The sequence below is a fragment of the Thermoanaerobacter thermocopriae JCM 7501 genome (assembly GCF_001310975.1).
GTDB classification, from domain to species: domain Bacteria; phylum Bacillota; class Thermoanaerobacteria; order Thermoanaerobacterales; family Thermoanaerobacteraceae; genus Thermoanaerobacter; species Thermoanaerobacter thermocopriae.
The window spans coordinates 133,746-150,101 of record NZ_BAZY01000001.1; the positions used below are offsets into that span (position 1 = coordinate 133,746).

Annotated in this window: 17 protein-coding genes and 1 pseudogene; all 18 read left to right on the forward strand. The window is 36.6% G+C overall.

The features are described from left to right. The first annotated feature begins 339 nt into the window (after nucleotides 1–339). The 18 genes and pseudogenes from JCM7501_RS00670 (at nucleotide 340) to JCM7501_RS00735 (ending at nucleotide 16,289) form a co-directional block, all read left to right on the forward strand. Complete coding sequence (locus JCM7501_RS00670; RefSeq protein WP_028991425.1) at nucleotides 340–1,503, forward strand: hypothetical protein; 1,164 nt, start codon at nucleotides 340–342, stop codon at nucleotides 1,501–1,503. Between the two features lie 214 nt (nucleotides 1,504–1,717). After that, nucleotides 1,718–2,362 carry a hypothetical protein gene (locus JCM7501_RS00675; protein ID WP_028991426.1) on the forward strand — a complete coding sequence of 215 codons (645 nt, stop codon included), beginning with the start codon at nucleotides 1,718–1,720 and terminating at the stop codon, nucleotides 2,360–2,362. After that, nucleotides 2,359–3,120, forward strand: coding sequence for a glycosyltransferase family 2 protein (locus JCM7501_RS13480; RefSeq protein ID WP_256200953.1), 762 nt, complete (start codon nucleotides 2,359–2,361; stop codon nucleotides 3,118–3,120). The genes JCM7501_RS00675 and JCM7501_RS13480 overlap by 4 nt, the downstream gene beginning before the upstream one ends. 283 nt (nucleotides 3,121–3,403) lie before the next feature. Continuing rightward, nucleotides 3,404–3,616, forward strand: coding sequence for a hypothetical protein (locus JCM7501_RS13485; RefSeq protein ID WP_256200954.1), 213 nt, complete (start codon nucleotides 3,404–3,406; stop codon nucleotides 3,614–3,616). Between the two features lie 171 nt (nucleotides 3,617–3,787). After that, nucleotides 3,788–5,796, forward strand: a pseudogene (locus JCM7501_RS00685) (PAS domain S-box protein). A gap of 73 nt (nucleotides 5,797–5,869) precedes the next feature. Then, nucleotides 5,870–6,019 carry a DNA-binding transcriptional response regulator gene (locus JCM7501_RS13490; RefSeq protein ID WP_245599021.1) on the forward strand — a complete coding sequence of 50 codons (150 nt, stop codon included), beginning with the start codon at nucleotides 5,870–5,872 and terminating at the stop codon, nucleotides 6,017–6,019. A 37-nt stretch (nucleotides 6,020–6,056) separates the two neighbouring features. Then, a complete protein-coding gene (locus JCM7501_RS00690) occupies nucleotides 6,057–6,671 on the forward strand; it encodes a response regulator (RefSeq protein WP_304650781.1) in 615 nt (204 codons plus the stop codon). A 268-nt stretch (nucleotides 6,672–6,939) separates the two neighbouring features. Continuing rightward, nucleotides 6,940–7,287, forward strand: coding sequence for an IS200/IS605 family transposase (gene tnpA, locus JCM7501_RS00695; protein ID WP_161629559.1), 348 nt, complete (start codon nucleotides 6,940–6,942; stop codon nucleotides 7,285–7,287). Beyond that, nucleotides 7,272–8,594, forward strand: a complete 1,323-nt coding sequence (locus JCM7501_RS00700) for an RNA-guided endonuclease InsQ/TnpB family protein (RefSeq protein ID WP_211232380.1) — start codon at nucleotides 7,272–7,274, stop codon at nucleotides 8,592–8,594. The genes tnpA and JCM7501_RS00700 overlap by 16 nt, the downstream gene beginning before the upstream one ends. A gap of 80 nt (nucleotides 8,595–8,674) precedes the next feature. Then, the gene (locus tag JCM7501_RS00705; RefSeq protein WP_028991429.1) at nucleotides 8,675–9,319 is read left to right on the forward strand and encodes a lysophospholipid acyltransferase family protein; all 645 of its coding nucleotides are present in this window, start codon (nucleotides 8,675–8,677) and stop codon (nucleotides 9,317–9,319) included. 104 nt (nucleotides 9,320–9,423) lie between these two features. Beyond that, on the forward strand, nucleotides 9,424–11,493 hold the full coding sequence (locus JCM7501_RS00710) for a VirD4-like conjugal transfer protein, CD1115 family (RefSeq protein WP_245599022.1): 2,070 nt from the start codon (nucleotides 9,424–9,426) through the stop codon (nucleotides 11,491–11,493). A 22-nt stretch (nucleotides 11,494–11,515) separates the two neighbouring features. After that, on the forward strand, nucleotides 11,516–12,697 hold the full coding sequence (locus JCM7501_RS00715) for a ParB N-terminal domain-containing protein (RefSeq protein WP_245599027.1): 1,182 nt from the start codon (nucleotides 11,516–11,518) through the stop codon (nucleotides 12,695–12,697). Between the two features lie 34 nt (nucleotides 12,698–12,731). Beyond that, nucleotides 12,732–13,505, forward strand: coding sequence for a S1 RNA-binding domain-containing protein (locus JCM7501_RS00720; RefSeq protein WP_028991431.1), 774 nt, complete (start codon nucleotides 12,732–12,734; stop codon nucleotides 13,503–13,505). Nucleotides 13,506–13,921: 416 nt separating this feature from the next. Continuing rightward, nucleotides 13,922–14,161 (forward strand): DUF2281 domain-containing protein, encoded by a 240-nt coding sequence (locus JCM7501_RS00725; protein WP_081723080.1) that lies wholly within the window; start codon nucleotides 13,922–13,924, stop codon nucleotides 14,159–14,161. Between the two features lie 7 nt (nucleotides 14,162–14,168). Beyond that, nucleotides 14,169–14,300: a hypothetical protein gene (locus JCM7501_RS16065; protein ID WP_409373518.1), complete on the forward strand. Its 132-nt coding sequence runs from the start codon at nucleotides 14,169–14,171 to the stop codon at nucleotides 14,298–14,300. Continuing rightward, nucleotides 14,297–14,563: a putative toxin-antitoxin system toxin component, PIN family gene (locus tag JCM7501_RS12450; RefSeq protein WP_082392646.1), complete on the forward strand. Its 267-nt coding sequence runs from the start codon at nucleotides 14,297–14,299 to the stop codon at nucleotides 14,561–14,563. The genes JCM7501_RS16065 and JCM7501_RS12450 overlap by 4 nt, the downstream gene beginning before the upstream one ends. A 418-nt stretch (nucleotides 14,564–14,981) precedes the next feature. After that, nucleotides 14,982–15,944, forward strand: coding sequence for a recombination directionality factor (locus JCM7501_RS00730; protein WP_256200963.1), 963 nt, complete (start codon nucleotides 14,982–14,984; stop codon nucleotides 15,942–15,944). A gap of 60 nt (nucleotides 15,945–16,004) precedes the next feature. Beyond that, nucleotides 16,005–16,289 (forward strand): hypothetical protein, encoded by a 285-nt coding sequence (locus JCM7501_RS00735; RefSeq protein ID WP_054644761.1) that lies wholly within the window; start codon nucleotides 16,005–16,007, stop codon nucleotides 16,287–16,289. The last annotated feature ends 67 nt before the right edge of the window (nucleotides 16,290–16,356 follow it).

Genomic DNA, 16,356 nt, shown 5'->3' on the forward strand with positions numbered 1-16,356 from the left:
ATGGGTTGAAAGATTTTTCTCGCAATTTTCTTCTTATAAAGAACAAAAACTTACCACAGGCAGGCGCAAAGCCTGTCTTTTTTATTGGCTTTTTGTCAATAGTTGGAGTGGGCATTTTTTCTGAATGCCTGCCTTTAATTTTATTTCTCATTCTATTACAGCAGGCATTTAGAATAAATGCTCTATTTCTTAATATCCATAAACCATATTCAAAAGCCAAACTTAAAACACCGAAACTTAGCTCTGGTTCTTGAATTATAAACATAAAAACGGTTGATACTGTACACAAAAAAATTTAAAATGTAATTAAAAAGAGTCAGAAAAGGCAGGGAGCTAATAATGAGAAAAATAGTAAACAAAAAAGACAAGATTATAATTAACTATTCTCAATCTAAGGGTGGGAAACAACGCAGTTTTAATCTGGTTTTTCCTTACATAAATGATACCGAAATTGATGTTGTATTAATTGCTGAACAGAGCGATTCAGGAGAATGGAATCCCCTGAAGGCAATCATTGATAAAGAAGAAACAACAGCCGATGAAGAAGAAGCAGCAAAAGATCTTGCGGATTTAACATGGCACATATATTCGAGAAAAGAACGGAAAAAACTGCTGCCTCCCGTTGTAAACTTATGGGAAGAAGGGAACTTAATGATAGCGGCCTGCTTAAGTGAAAAATACGGAGAAAAGTTCTTTACAGCGAAGCAGCAGGAAAATTTAGAAAAAGAGGTACTAAATTCGGACAGGTTAATATGCTGGTGGCCAGATCCAGTAATATGGGAAAGTGCAAAAAAGTTCAAAGAGTCCTTTAATTTATTACCTTTTAATGAAATAGCTATACCTTTCTACACATTTAAAGAATATTTTAAGCGTCCGGACATACAAGCAGAAATGCAGAAATACTGGGATGAACTGGAGGAAATATCAGAGAGTCCACAGGAATTTGCTGTAATTGGAGAAAGCATAAAAACAGATGAATACGCAAAGTATTTGCGCAGTTTAAAGACGACAGTGCTTTTCTTAAAGAAGAATAACATTCCCTTTAAATTAGCACTTGGTAATGTTGAGCGTGCAGAAGAATTTTTTAAGAAAGAAAATCTTGATCCTTTCCAGCCGGATTCGTGGATAACTGCTGCTCCAGTATTTGAGCCTATGTCTGATTTCTTAATAGAAGAACAAATATTAACCGGTCCAAGTAGCGTAATTACCGGGAAAGAAGAAATAAAAGCCTGTTTATCTTTTTTAAGTCACTTTCCATACACAGCACCTGTTCCAGATGCAATTGGAGCAGTTGTCTATGCAGGAGATAAGCATATTTCAAGCACAGTTTTTTGGCTTAATCCAGCAACAACTCTAGAAATTGTGGACAAAGCAATGGAAGCAGCTTTGGAAGAGCTAAATAGACGTGGTGTAGAAAAAATCATAATGATAGAAGAAATGGTTCCTTTTGAAACTTCATGGGAAGGCGAAGGACTTTTACTGGAGATATCTGAGGAGTGGTAAAGGCTGCTGGGCGGATTTTGAAAAAGTAAAGAAAAATAGAAATATATTGAATGAAAAGAAGCATATGTTTAAAAAAATACCCATTCCAGTTTTTGATAAAAATCCTTGTTTATAAGTAGAGAATAATTATTATCTGTTTGTAGAAGTTATTGATTTCTGAGAAACGATATGCTATACTTAAACCGATGGTGCTGGAAAGAAAGAGGAAGAGTTTATGGGGAATAATAATTTTGAAAGTAGAGCAAAAGGCAATTTTAAAGGTTTGATAGGCTTTTTTAAAAGGATAGGACTAATAATTTTCACTTTAGGTGTATGGTCGTGGATTATAGGAGCTTTTATCTGGATTTTAGGAGCATTTGGCTGGTTTTTGCTTACATATATCTGGAGAAAAAATCTTTTTATACCGCAAGCTGTGTATTCCACAGCCTTTGCTTTTCTTTTGTCTCTCGGATGGGCTGTTATTATTTGGACAGTTATGCTTGTATGGGCCCAATATCATTATTATAGGCATTACAAGAAAAATAAAAGAAAATTAAAAATGCCGGTTTTTGAAGCGCCGATATTAGCATGGAAAGAACTTTCTTTAGAATCTGCAGATATAAAAAAGATCATGGGAGAAAAGTACATATATAGCGAGGTCAATAAAAGCTTTGCTTCTGTAAAAAAGAATGGGTATTTAACCTCCTTTCCTTCGTTGATTATGAAAAAGAATTTTTGTACCCCAGGCGGAGATGTTGTTATTTCTGAAGGTGAAGAAATTACACCAGAAGTTATAAAAAGAATAACAGAGAAAGGATTGTACTGGGACTTTATTCATGAAATTTCCGGATACATACCTAAAGAGGAGGAAAGCAAATGACGGTATGGAAAGTCATAGGCTGGTATGTATTTACTTATCCTCTTGCAATGAGCATAATCTGGACATCTGCAGGGATATATTTCTGGTGGAGGCGTGAGAAAAGTTATTCAAGGAAACACAGTCAATGGCCGGAAAATTGGCCGTCAGTTACTATTCTTGTGCCCTGCCATAATGAGGAGGTAAGTATTGCAGCAACATGCACGGCTCTACAATTTTTAAACTACCCGGATTACAGAGTAGTATTTATAGATGATGCATCCAGCGATAACACAGCGAATATTATCAGAAAATTTGTTAGTTTAAATCCCAATTTTCACCTCCTTCGACTTTCTGAAAATCAGGGAAAGGCTAATGCTTTAAATATTGCCCTATCTGCTGCGGTAACAACATCTATTACTGTGGTAATAGATGCTGATACAATTCTTTTACCAGATACACTGAAATATCTTGTTTATCCCTTTTTAAAACAGCCAAGACTCGGAGCAGTCACTGGCAATCCTATATCTGTCAACAGGAAAAATCTTATTGAAAAGCTGCAGGCAGCTGAGTTTTCCTCTATTATTGGACTTATAAAAAGATCTCAGAGAGTGCTGGGAAGGGTGTTGACTGTATCAGGATGTGTTGTAGCATTTCGGACAGAAGTTTTGAAGGAAGTTGGCGGTTTTTCACCATATACTGCGACTGAAGATATTGATATAACCTGGAAGATTCAAAAGCGTTTCTATGAAGTTTGGTTTGTGCCTCAGGCAGTAGCCTAATACAGTCTCCAGCAACATTGAGGGAATACTGGAAGCAGCGCAAGCGCTGGGCACTTGGAGGTTGGCATTTACTGCGAACTCATAAAGATATTTTTAAAAGCTGGAACTGGCGCTATCTTTATCCTGTCTATTTTGACTTTGTACTGGGATACTTATGGGCATTTTGCTTCGTCTTTGGCACACTTTTGTGGGCTATAAGCAGTATATTTTTCCATTATCCTCTGGGAGTTAGTCCAATTCCAGCCTGGTATGGGGCACTTCTTTCCGTTGCAGGGTGGTGCAAATGTCAGTTGCTGCTTTTTTGAATTATGACTACGACAAAAACTTATGGAAAACACTTTTCTGGGTTCCCTGGTATTTTATATTTCTCTTTGCATTTAGTGCCCTTACTGTGGTGTGGACGATTCCAAAAGGACTTTTTGGAAGTTTAGCTGGAGCTGGCAAATGGAAGAGTCCAAAAAGACTAAAAATGGAGAAACCGGATATTCGAGGATGAAAGTGGGACATATAAAAAGGTGGCAGACTTTTTAATGGGGGAAAATAAACACTATGATAGGAAATTTTTATTGCACTTTTTAAGTGAGAAGAGTACGATAGTACTTTGGAAAATAAAAATCATAAACAATTTTTTAAAAATGCTTGCAAACAAGCTGGGAGGTATCAACTAATGAATGTTCCCTATCCAAAGAAAGTTTTGATTGTAGAGGATAGTAAACTTAATGCGCAAATAACAGCAGATATTCTAGCCAAATACGGATACGAAACAAAGATAGTCACATCAGGCGAAGAGGCTGTTGAAAAAGCACTAAATAACAGCAAAAGCCCGGACTTAATTCTTATGGACATAGAACTTAAAGGAGCAATCGACGGGATAGATGCAGCAAGAATAATTCAGCAGCATAAAGATATCCCAATTTTATTTCTTACTGCCAATACCAGTAAAGAAATAATGAAAAAAATAAAGTCAGTTTCAGCTTACGGGTATGTTCTTAAGGGTGTAGATGAGTATGTACTCATATCTCAAATAGAAATGGCTTTTAAGCTCTATGAGGCTAAAGTACAGATAAAAAAGAGAGAAGAGCTGTTCCGCAATATGTTTGAAAATCACGATGTAGCAATGATACTTATTGATCCACAAGCCGGACGCATTATTGATGCTAACAAAGCTGCCTGTCACTTCTACGGTTATTCCAGAGAAGCTATGCTGCAGATGAACATAGAAGCTGTTATTGGAGTTTCTACCATAGATGGTGGTCAGAGGTGTTCGGAAGCTTTAAAGAATGGCTGTAATCCCTGCATTTGCTTCCAGCGGTTAACTAACGGGGAAGAGAAATTGGTAGAAATATATTCATCCCCTGTAGATTATCAAGAAAAAACACTGATGCATCTGATTATCTTTGACATCGCCGAACAGTGGAAGGCAAAGAGAGAACTTGAATTTACAAAAATCTTTTTGAAGACTCACTTAATGAAATTTACATATTTCATCCACAGACACTGAAATTCATCGCAGTAAACCGTGGAGCAAGGGGAAATTTGGGATATACTGAAGAAGAGCTTAAAGAAATGACTCCTGTTGACTTAAAGCCGGAGTTTACCTTACAAAGCTTTAAAGGACTTCTTGAGCCCCTTTTAAAAGGTGAACAGAGGCAAATCGTCTTTGACACAGTGCACCGCAGAAAAGACGGTTCTTTATATCCAGTAGAAATCCATCTAGAACTTGTAGAGTTTGATAAAGAAAAGGTGTTTGTAACACTTGCGGTTGATATAACAGAGCGCCAAAAAATAGAAAGAGAATTAAAAGAAAGGAATGAGATTTTAAGCACCATAATGGAGTATGCAGGAGATGCCATTATTATGCTCGATGATAGTGGCAAAGTGACATTCTGGAATCCTGCAGCGGAACGCATACTTGGTTATTCAAGAGAAGAAATAATAGGTAAAGATTTGCACATGTTTATGATACAAGATATGCGGCTGTACGAAGCATATAGAGAAGCATTCAGAAAATTCCGTTTAACTGGAAAAGGAAGTGTTGTAGGTAAGACCGTTGAGATGAAGACAAGGCACAAAGATGGCCATGAAATTGATGTAGAACTTTCACTTTCTGCTGTAAAAATTAAAGATGCATGGCATGCAATAGGAATTATTCGCGACATAAGCGAGCGCAAGAGATTTGAGGAACTGCTTTACCGTCAATCTATTACCGATCCTCTCACAAATATCTACAACAGGCGTTTTTTCATGCAGATGCTGGAACAGGAAATAGAGCGAACAAAACGAAATAAAAAGCCCTTTTCACTTATTATGTTTGACTTAGATCACTTCAAAAAGGTAAATGACCGTTTTGGGTATGCTGCAGGAGATATGGTTCTTAAAAGTGTTGCCGATACAGTAAAAAAGAGGATACGAAAAACAGATTACTTTGCGCGCTGGGGAGGGGAAGAATTTATAATCCTGCTGCCAGAAACTTCTCTAGACGATGCGGTTGTTCTGGCTGAAGAGCTTAGAAAACAGATAAGTAAGATGGAACTGCAAGGAATAGAGGATGTAACAGCAAGCTTTGGAGTAACTGAATACAGAGATACTGATACTACTGACACGGTTCTTATTCGAGTAGACAACATGCTTTATGAAGCAAAAAGTGAAGGAAGAAATTGCACAAAGAGCGAATAAAAAATGGAAATAAAATATAAAGTGGGAGGAGGATAAAAAGAGAGGCTTGTAATGAAGCCTCACTAAAAGAACTATGGAGGAAAGGAAAGATAGTAAAAATATTCTAGTAATAGATGATTCTGTATTAATACGGCTTATGGCTAAAAGTATATTAGAGGCAGAAGGATATAACGTTGAAATTGCAGCTACCGCTGAAGAAGCGATGCTGAAAGTAAAAAAATAGAAAAGAATTATTTGATTTAGCAATTGTAGACATTAATCTGCCGAATCAGAATGGTTTTGAATTTATACATAAACTAAAATCGCAGGCGGAATACAAAAACATTCTGGTGATGATATTAAGTGGAGATGCTACACCAGTTTCAATTAAAGAGGCAGTAGAAGTTGGTGCAGTAGAATATCTCATTAAGCCCTTTAAAGCAGCTGAGCTTGTAAAACGTGTAGTAAAGCTAATAGGATATGTTAAAGAAGAAGATCACTATCCAGCACTTAAAGAGCTGCTGAAAAAAGAAATAAATCGGGCCAAAAGAGGCAATGAAAATCTTTCTTTAGTGCTGTCACAATACAATGGGGAAACCAAAATTGAAATTTCAAAAATAGCAGATCAGCTAAAGAACAAACTTCGTGACATAAATACAGTATTTGAGGTTGATAAAAATACTTTGGCTTTAATTCTTCCTGTTACAGGAGCTAATGGTGCAGCGGTTGTAATAAAAAAACTTAAAGATAAACTTCCGGGGAAATGGTATTTTGGCATAGGTACATATCCTGATAATGTGAAAAATGAAGAAGAGCTAATTAATTTTGCAAAAGAAAGCTTAATGAAGGAAATATCAAATTTAAAACAAGAGACGGCAGAAAGAAAAGAAATATAGGAGTTATACAGACAGTAATTTTTTGGTATTATATTTTTAGGCAAAAAAATAATAAAATTGCTATTGCAAAGGAAATGTTAAAAAAAGCTGCTAAATTAAATACTCTGAAGATAGGCGGGCCAAGGCTTTTCTTGACAGAAAAATAGCCCCGCAAGCCCTTCTCCTTCAGGGGAATGGGTAAGGGCTTGTTTGCTAAAAGAAATTTGTATTATAATTGTATAGGGTAATAACTATGCAGTTAAGAAAAACAAGATAGAGCCTTCATAATTTGAACTATCATTTTGTATGGATACCTAAACACCGCAAAAAGATTCTTGTTGATAGGGTTAAGGAAGAGTTTGAAAGACTTATTTTTGAAATTGCCAAAAAACATGAGATTGAAATTTTATCTTTATCAGTTCAGCCAGACCATGTTCATCTTTTTGTTTCAGCACCACCACGTTTATCTCCTGCCCAAATAGCTAATTTGTTTAAAGGAATATCTTCTAAAAAACTTCTTGAGAAATTCCCACACTTAAAAACAAAAGAAGGATTATGGAGCAGGACATACTATGTTGGTTCAACAGGAACAGAAGAAACTATCAGGAGGTACATCGAAGAATGTCAAGATATGTAGTCAGAACCTATAAAGTACCCGTTCCAACAGAATTGTACTCTCTGTGTTCTGAACTGAACAGGCTTGCTGCTCGAATCTACAACAAAACCATGTCGCTGGTTAAAAAGATAAAACAGAAGAAAGGTTTGTGGCTTTCACCAGGAACAGCACAAAAATATATCCTGCGATGGGGTAGTAATATTAGTATCCATACCCATTCCAAACAGGCTATGGTTCAGCAGTACTTTCAGGCACTTAACAGTTACTTTAATGCAATTAAAACAAAACCATACCTGAAACCGCCATACAAAAAGAAAAACTTCATGCCCTTTATCTGGAAAAATAGTGCTATAAAACTTTCACCGGACGGGATCCTGAAACTCTCAATGGGTAGTAGCCAGGAACCAATTTTAATACAAACAACACTATCGACTGATACAAAAATCAGACAGGCAAAACTTGTTTATGAATATGAAGATGAAAAGTATTATCTTCACCTTGCAATAGAGGTGAAGAATAATCATAAGAAGAATCAGTTTCCTGAAGTTATGTCTGTAGACCTTGGAGTACTCCGTCCAATAACCTGCTTCGATGGTTTTGAAGTAATTTCGTATCATGGTGGCATTCTTAACAGTCTGATTAGATATCGTAATAAGAAATTAGCAGAATTTCAGCAGATGTTAAGTCGTTGCAAAAAGGGTTCCAGAAGATACAGAAAATTATTGAAAGCAAAAAGGAGAATGTTAAGGCGAATAAGGTATCAAATAAAGGACATACTGCACAAGTTAACAAGCAACTTCCTTAAAATATGTTTGGAGAAAGGAATTGGAACTGTTGTGATTGGTGATGTCACAAATATTCGAGAACGAGTAGAAGGGAACGATAACTTTAATCAAAAAATTCATCAGTGGTGTTTCAGAAAGATGGTGGAGATGATAACTTACAAAGCACAACTACTGGGGATTGAAGTAAAACTCATTCCAGAAGAATACACCAGCCAGGTTTGTCCTGTGTGTGGTAGCAAAAATCATCCAGCTGGTCGCAACTATGAATGCAAGAGTTGTGGATTTAGATATCACAGGGACGGGGTAGGAGCGATAAACATCTTAAAGAGGTATCTTGGGAGGGAATCCCAAGTAGTAGCGGGATTGGCACCCGTCAGAGGTGTAAGATTCAAACCACACCTCTGTGGTCATGGAGTATCAAATACTCCATGGAAGGCAGCCCGAAAAGAGCTGCTAAGAATCCCATCCTCTTCAGGGGATTGGGAGTGTCAACTATTTTATTTACCCGTTTATTTACAAAACATTTTTATTGGGAAAATTTAAAAAGTATTATAATATAATATAAAGTGAAATTCAAAAGATGGACTTATATAACAACACATAAGTTTATCGGGTGAAGATCTATGAAGATTATAGGAAAATTTTTTTACTTTTTAGGAAAGTGGATATTTTATTTTTTATTTAAAATATTTATCAAAATTGAAGTTGAAGGAAAGAAAAACCTTCCTGAAAAAGGGCCTCTTATAATCGCATCAAATCATAAAAGCATATTGGATCCATTAATACTAATGGTTATATTACCTTATTATATAACTTTTCTCGCTGCTTCATACCTATTTAAAATACCGTTTTTAAATATAATTTTAAAACTTGTGGGTGTGCTTCCTGTAAAAGAAAAAAAGCAAGATTTAAGGACATTAAAACGAGCAATAGATTTGCTAAAAAACGGCAATATAGTCGGCGTTTTTCCGGAAGGCGGGGTGAGCGTAAATAGAAATGTTAAAGAATTTAAACCTGGTTTTGCTTTCCTTTCGGTTAAAACAAATGCACCTATCCTTCCTATAGCGATAATAGGGACGGAAAGAGTGCTTCCTCCAGGAAAATGGATTCCAAAAAGGGCAAAAGTTAAAATTTGCATTGGGGAACCCATATTTTTAGAAAAAGTAAATATAAAGGATAAAAAAAGAAATTTACAGTTTTTAGTAAATTATACAAGGGCAATGATTTTAAAATTCATATCAGATTCTAGTGTAGAAACTCAATTTTAGAATCTGCTTTTCTATACTTTAGCAATTTTTATTTAGCAAGCAGGCTCAAAGCCTGTCTTTTTTATTTTATATACTCCAAATCTCCAAAAAAAGGAGCTGATAAAATGGACTTTAAGGGCTTTTCTTCCCTCAATGAAAACCCGCAAAGCACTACAGCTAAAATTCTCCTAGGCACAGCAGTGTTCCTTTTATACGCTTTCCTCACAGCATGGCTTTTTGTTCCTCTAATCAAAACGTTCCAGCTGCTTTCACAGCTAAACCCACAAACTGATACAAAAATAGACTTTACACCCATAAAGCAGATGTATGCAAATCCGCTGTTAAGCTTGAAAGAACTCACAAACCCAACAGTATTAAAAGCCTATCTTATCTTTTTAGTAATCTCCATACCAACAATAATAGTTTTAGTAATTCTGGCAAAGTCAACTGACTACAAAGGACACGGAATAAAATACTTAAGAGACGATGGGACACACGGCACAGCAAACTGGATGACAGTACAGGAAGCGAAGAAAATACTGGGCATAGGCACAAACAAAGGCTTAATACTGGGCAGAATAGGCAGCAAAGTAGTTACACTACCTCCTGACAGCTTTTTAAACAGGAACGTAGCAGTATTTGGATCTCCCGGCTCAATGAAATCAAGAGCGTATATAAGGACAAACATGCTGCAGCTGGCAAAAGAAGGGCAAAGCATGGTAATAACAGATCCAAAGGGAGAAATATTTAGGGACATGGCGCAGTTTTTAAAAAATAGAGGCTACGCTGTCAAAGTATTCAACCTTGTAAACATGAAGCACTCAGACAGGTGGAACCCGATTGAAACCATACAGGACGACATAGACGCCCAGCTTTTCGTAGAAGTAATCATAAGCAACACAAAAGTAACAGCAGCAAAATCAGGGGATCCATTCTGGGACAGAGCAGAGCAGAACCTCTTAAAAGCACTGGCACTTTACGTAGCAATGGAATATCCAAAGCATGAAAGAAATCTTGCAAGCGTGTACTCCCTTTTAGCAAGCGCAGAACCAAAAGCAGTAGAATCTATTTTTAAAGGACTGCCTAACAGCCATCCAGCAAAAATGCCTTATAACATTTACGCACAGGCAAATGAAACAGTCAGGACAGGTATCATAATAGGTTTGGGCACAAGGCTTCAGGTTTTTCAAAACAAGTTGGTACAGAGAATAACAGAAACAAGCGATATAGATTTAGAACTTCCGGGAAAAGAAAAATGCGCATACTTCTGCATATCCAGTGACACAGACTCAACGTTTGACTTTTTAGCAGGCCTATTTTTCTCCTTTCTCTTCATAAAGCTCACAAGATACGCTGACATGAACGGAGGAACACTGAACCCGAACGTATACTTTCTTTTAGACGAATTTCCTAACATAGGCGCAATACCTGACTTTACGAAGAAAATAAGCACAATGCGCTCAAGGGGAATACATTCAACTGTGGTGTTCCAGAACATATCGCAGCTTAAAAACAGGTACCCGAACGATGCATGGCAGGAGATAATAGGCAACTGCGACACAAGACTTTTTTTGGGCTGCACAGACGTTGCAACAGCGCAGTTTGTATCAGACCTCCTTGGGCAGGCAACGGTTGAAGCAAGAACATTAAGGAGACATGCAGGACTGGAAGGTCTTTTTGACTTTGGAGACATATCAATAAGCGCACAGAAAAGGCCACTTTTAACTCCTGATGAAATATTAAGATTAGACCACAGAAACGCAATAGTAATATTGAGAGGCCAGAAGCCACTTTTAGTAGAAAAAATGGACTACACAAAGCATCCGCTGTCAAAGGAAATCAAGCCTGTACCAATCAATGAATATATACCTGAATGGGCAAAAGAAGAAGATAAAAAGCCTGAACCCAAACCTGTAGATGGACTTAAAAATGAGCTTAAAAAAGGACACAAAGATGAATCTGCGAACAAACCAATAAATGAGCCTGCAGAAGCAGTTGAAAATAACAGCAGACCTGCCGCCGGTAAAGAGCCTTCTGAAAATATTACTGCGGAAAACGAAGTATTTTTCATATCAAACGCATTCAGCACAGCAGAAAATGGGCAGTTAAAAATAAGTGAAGCAGACGGCCCAAAAGAGCCTGCTGCTGAAAAAGAAAAAACAAAGGGCAAAAAGAACAAAAAACAATTCTGGTAAAAGGAGGTTTTAACAGTTGAAAATGATAAGTACCAATCTTTTAAAAGAACATCCGAGGAATAAAGAATTTTTTGACGACATACAGGGGCAGGCATGGCAGGACTTTTTAGAAAGCATAAGAACAAGCGGAATAATAACGCCTCTTGTAGTAACAAAGAATGAAGATGAAACCTATACGGTAATATCAGGTTCGCAGAGATTAAGAGCTGCAAAAGAGCTGGGAATCGAAGAGGTACCGTGTGAGGTAAGAACATACAAAGAGAGAGACGGAATCACAAAAGAAGACTGGATACTGAAAGACTTAATAGAGACAAATTTAAGGCAGAGAGGAAAAGGCAATTTGAACGATTTAAAGCTTGCAAAATGCCTTGTGGAACTAATGAGAATATACGGTATCAGAAGAGGCAGACCATCTAATTCCAATAATAGCATAGAAAAACAGGACATAATGTCCGAATTACCTCCAAACTTGTCCCAAACCTACTTAGCCGAACTGATAGGCATTTCAGAAAGGCAGTTAAGGCGGATTACCAAGCTAAACGATCTAATTCCCGAGATACAGCAGCTGATAGACGAAGGCAAGCTTTCAACAGCAGAAGGTGTACAGCTTGCAGCATTGGATGAAGAGGTGCAGAGAAAGCTTTATTACGGTTTGGGAGAAGACATAAACAAAATGACAGCAGAGCAGATAAAAAGAATCAAAGAAGAATCAGAAGAAAGCATAAAGCAGCTCATAGACGAAATAAATAAGCTGAAAAGAGAACTTCAGTCCAGAGAATACACACTGAAACTAAAAGAAGAAGAAATCTCAAAGAAAGAAAACCTGATAAAGCAGTATGAAGCAGCAATAGAATTAAGCAGCGAAAAAATAAAAAGATTAGAAAATGGGACAGTAAAAGAAGTTATTCCTGACAGCATAAAAAAAGAACTTGAAGCTTTAAAAAAGGAACGTGCAGAAGCTTTTGAAAAGCTAAATCTGCTGCAGCAGGAACTTGAAAAAACAAAAAGAGAATACGAAGAGCTGAAAAAGCAGGCCACAGCAGACGAAAGAGCAAGAAAGACAGCAGAAGAAATTAATAGACTGAATGACAGAATATCTACCCTCAAAGAAATTTCATTCTGCAGCAGTGAAGTAAAAGAACAGCTCAAAAATTCCATATTAAGCCTTAAAAAGAGCCTGGAAAACATGCTGGGCTCTTTTTAAAATAAAAAAACTAAAATGAAAGGAGAGGTTAAAAATGACAGAAGCATGGCAGGACATTTATGCCTCAAGGCAGTCAAACAAAATCCTGACAGGCACTTTAAGCGCCATAGAAAGCCAGAACGACAAAAGCTTTGCAGTCGTATTTTACGGCGGAGTAAAAGTAATAATACCTTTTGAAGAAATGGGCATAGAAAACATAAACAAGACAATTGTACGCTCCATGATAGGTGCTGAAGTAGACTTTGTAGTGCGTGGCATAGACACAGAAAAAGAAATAGCAGTAGCCTCAAGGAAATTTGCAATGAACCTAAGAAAGAAGTACGAACTTCCAAGGCATGAAGAAGGAGACGTAATACTTGCCCGCATAGTTGCAATAGGCAAAAACCATGCTGTTGCAGAAGTATACGGAATAGAAACAAAAGTACCAAAAGAAGAAATAGGATACGGCTATATAGACAGAATAAACGACCTTTTACAGGTTGGGGACAAAGTACCGGCCAAAATAACAAAGTTAGACATAGAAAACAGCATAGTAGAAATCTCAATAAAGCAGGCAAAGCCAAATCCTTTTGAGCAGGTAGATACAAAGTACAAAAAAGGCGGAGAGTACATGGGCACTGTAACAGGCTCACAGCCTTATGGATACTTTGTCAATTTAGAACCAGGAATAGACGTTTTGTGTCCAAATCCCTACTGGAAAACAAAAATAGAGAAAGGCGACAAAGTTACAGTGCGCATAACAAGGATAGACCACAAAAAGCAGAGAATTACAGGCGTCTTAAAAAGGCTTGTAAGAAAGGCTCAATAAGAGGGCAGGGGGGAAGTCCTGCCCTTGTAATTAAAAACTTTAAAGTAAACGCTTACTTAAAAATAAAGGGTTTACTTTTGAAAAAACGGTGTACATAATCTATAGTGAAGATGCAGTTCTACTTCAGCATAAAAATACTTTCCCTGAAAAAACTATGTCCCCAACTATACTGCAGGGAAAGGAGGGGTTGCTGAAGGGACTGCCGGCACGGCGCCAGAGGCCGTAAAAAACGGCGCCAAAAATTACAAAACACCTGCAGCGATTTTTGGCTATAAAAAATGATATTAAAAAGTACAAAAAATGTGAATAAAAGATTTGTCAATATTTTTGAAAGTATGTATACATCTTTTTATATTTCCGTAACAATGTTATAATTAAAAGAAAAGAAGGGATAATAAAAATTGGTGGTGATAGAAATGTCAAAAGCGCTTAATGACAGGCTGGATGATATTATATATGAAAAAGTAAAAATGATGCCAAAAGATGAACAAAAAGAAGTCCTGGATTTTGTAGAATATTTGATACAAAAAAGGCTAAAGATTGTAAAAGATATGTTTGAAATAACAAAAGAAACTAAGCGGATATTAGAATCACACGACTACTCAGAAGATAATATTTCTGAACTTGTAAAAGAAATAAGGGAGACTAATAATTAGGGCTGTAATTGATACAAATGTATTTGTATCAATTTTGTTTGGCAGTCCTATCATGAAAGAACTTTTTGAGTACTGTGCAATGCATAAATTTACATGGGTTGTATCCGAAGATATATATTCTGAATATAAAAAGTTATAGAGTATAAAAAGTTCAATTTCCGCAAAGAAATTAAGCAAAAACTGCTTTATTTTATCGAAGAACTTGCAGAATTTGTTCATGTTTCAAGTAACGTAACAGTGTCAAGAGACAAGGATGATAATAAATTCATTAATTGTGCAATAGATGGAAATTGTAATTTTATAGTATCTGGTGACAAAGATTTGTTAGAAATCAAAGAATATGGTGGAATACGTATTGTAACAGTAAAAGAATTTTTGAAAATTATTAAAAATGAAAATTGAAAAACAATTAAAATGTGGAATTAAGGTATATTCAAAGCTTTTAAAAAAGCCTTTGAATATACCTTTTTTTATTTTTACAAAGCAGAACAAACGGAACAAAAATACAGGCAGACAGAAGAATCCTAAGCAGGAGTATTTTTCTCCTGCTTTTTCTGTACATAGAGCTTTATTCCGGTGTAAAACACCTCTCCTGCAAATCCGTACCCCTTCCTTTAAGCGGTGCAGGAGAGAGCAAAGAAGGGGTTGCCGGGAAAAGCTCACGGCACAATGCCCTCTGCCGTTAAAAAGGCATTAAAAAAGTCTAAAACGTACAGAGCTTATTCTGTACGTTTTCAATATAAAAAATCAAAAAAAAAGGAGGAATTCATATGCCTATTAAAGGATTGACAGAAAAAAGGAGCTTAGCCGTATAGGGAAAATCCATTTAGGGGTAAAGCAGAAAAACAAAGGAGGGAATCTGTATCCCACTGCAACAGACTATTTTGTAGTATACGAAGATGGGAATACATCCCCCGAAATTGTAGCAAAATTTAAAGCACTGTACGGGGAAAAGCCAAAAGAACTAAACATTATGTTCCCTGTAAACGACTCGGAAATTTTCTTTCCACAGTGGCTTAAAAGGTATGGGAATAACAGGCTTCTCTGTAAAGGAGACGGAGAAAAGGCATTTGAAACAGATTCGAAGACGGGAGAAATAAGAGAAATTGAGTGCAAATACAAAAACTGCCCATACTATCAAAAAGGCCAGTGCAAAGAGGTGGGGAACCTGCTTTTTTACGTGCAGGGAATTCCTGAAGGTGTATTCCAAATTGATACAAGCTCAACTAACAGCATCAAAAAGATAAATACGGCTGTAGACATAATAAAATCTGCAAATGGAGGGAAGATTGCCGGGATACCACTTAAGCTAACACTTGTACCCATAAAGGTGCTAGCAGAGGGCAAATACAATAAAACAGTTTATATACTGCATCTCTACCAGCCGAACGCAACAGTAAACCCACCAACAGCAGAAGAAGAAAAGGACGTAGATGAATTAATAAATGAGGCAGTAGACGAAGTAGAAAACGAAGATTTCACATTCCCTCCGGAAGAAGAAATAGACGAAGTACCGGAAGATCTCTTCCCCGAAGAAGTCCAGAATGACGAAAGCAAATACGGGCCTTTAACTGTTACTGCAGTTAAAGGCTTTTATAACAAAGATGGGACAACCTTCTATGTAGCATCTTTAAAAGATGTAAAGGGTAACCAGTACACAATGGTTGTTCCGGAAGAGTTTAAGGAACTTAAGGATACAACAATCAAAAATTACACTCTTGAAGAGACTAAGCTTGGGAACAAACTGTTAGAAAAAATAAAAAATTATGAAGTAGCAATATAAAGGAGGGAGGAAATTTCTCCCTCTCCCTTTTTAAAAAAAGTAAAAAGGAGGAAAAAAATTATGCACAGTACAATTTTTCAGTTAGAAGAAAAGCCCTTAAGATTTGAGGAAGATTTTGTTTGCGAAGAGGATTTTTATGACGATTTTGTAGGAATCGTGGCAAATTACGTAAGCGAAGATGTTGATAGAGAAGAAGAAATAAACTATTTTGTAAAATACTTGGGGCAATATGGAATAATATACAACTCAGAAGAACAGTCAATTGTCTTCCCTGAGGGCTTTAAAGCAGAATATTTCAGTGAAAGGTTTTTTAAGCTGAAAAATTGTAGAGGATATCACAATTGAAGAATTTTCGACAGACAGCACAAAAGTGTGGATTTTAAAAAATCTGATCGAAGAAAAATACGGGATA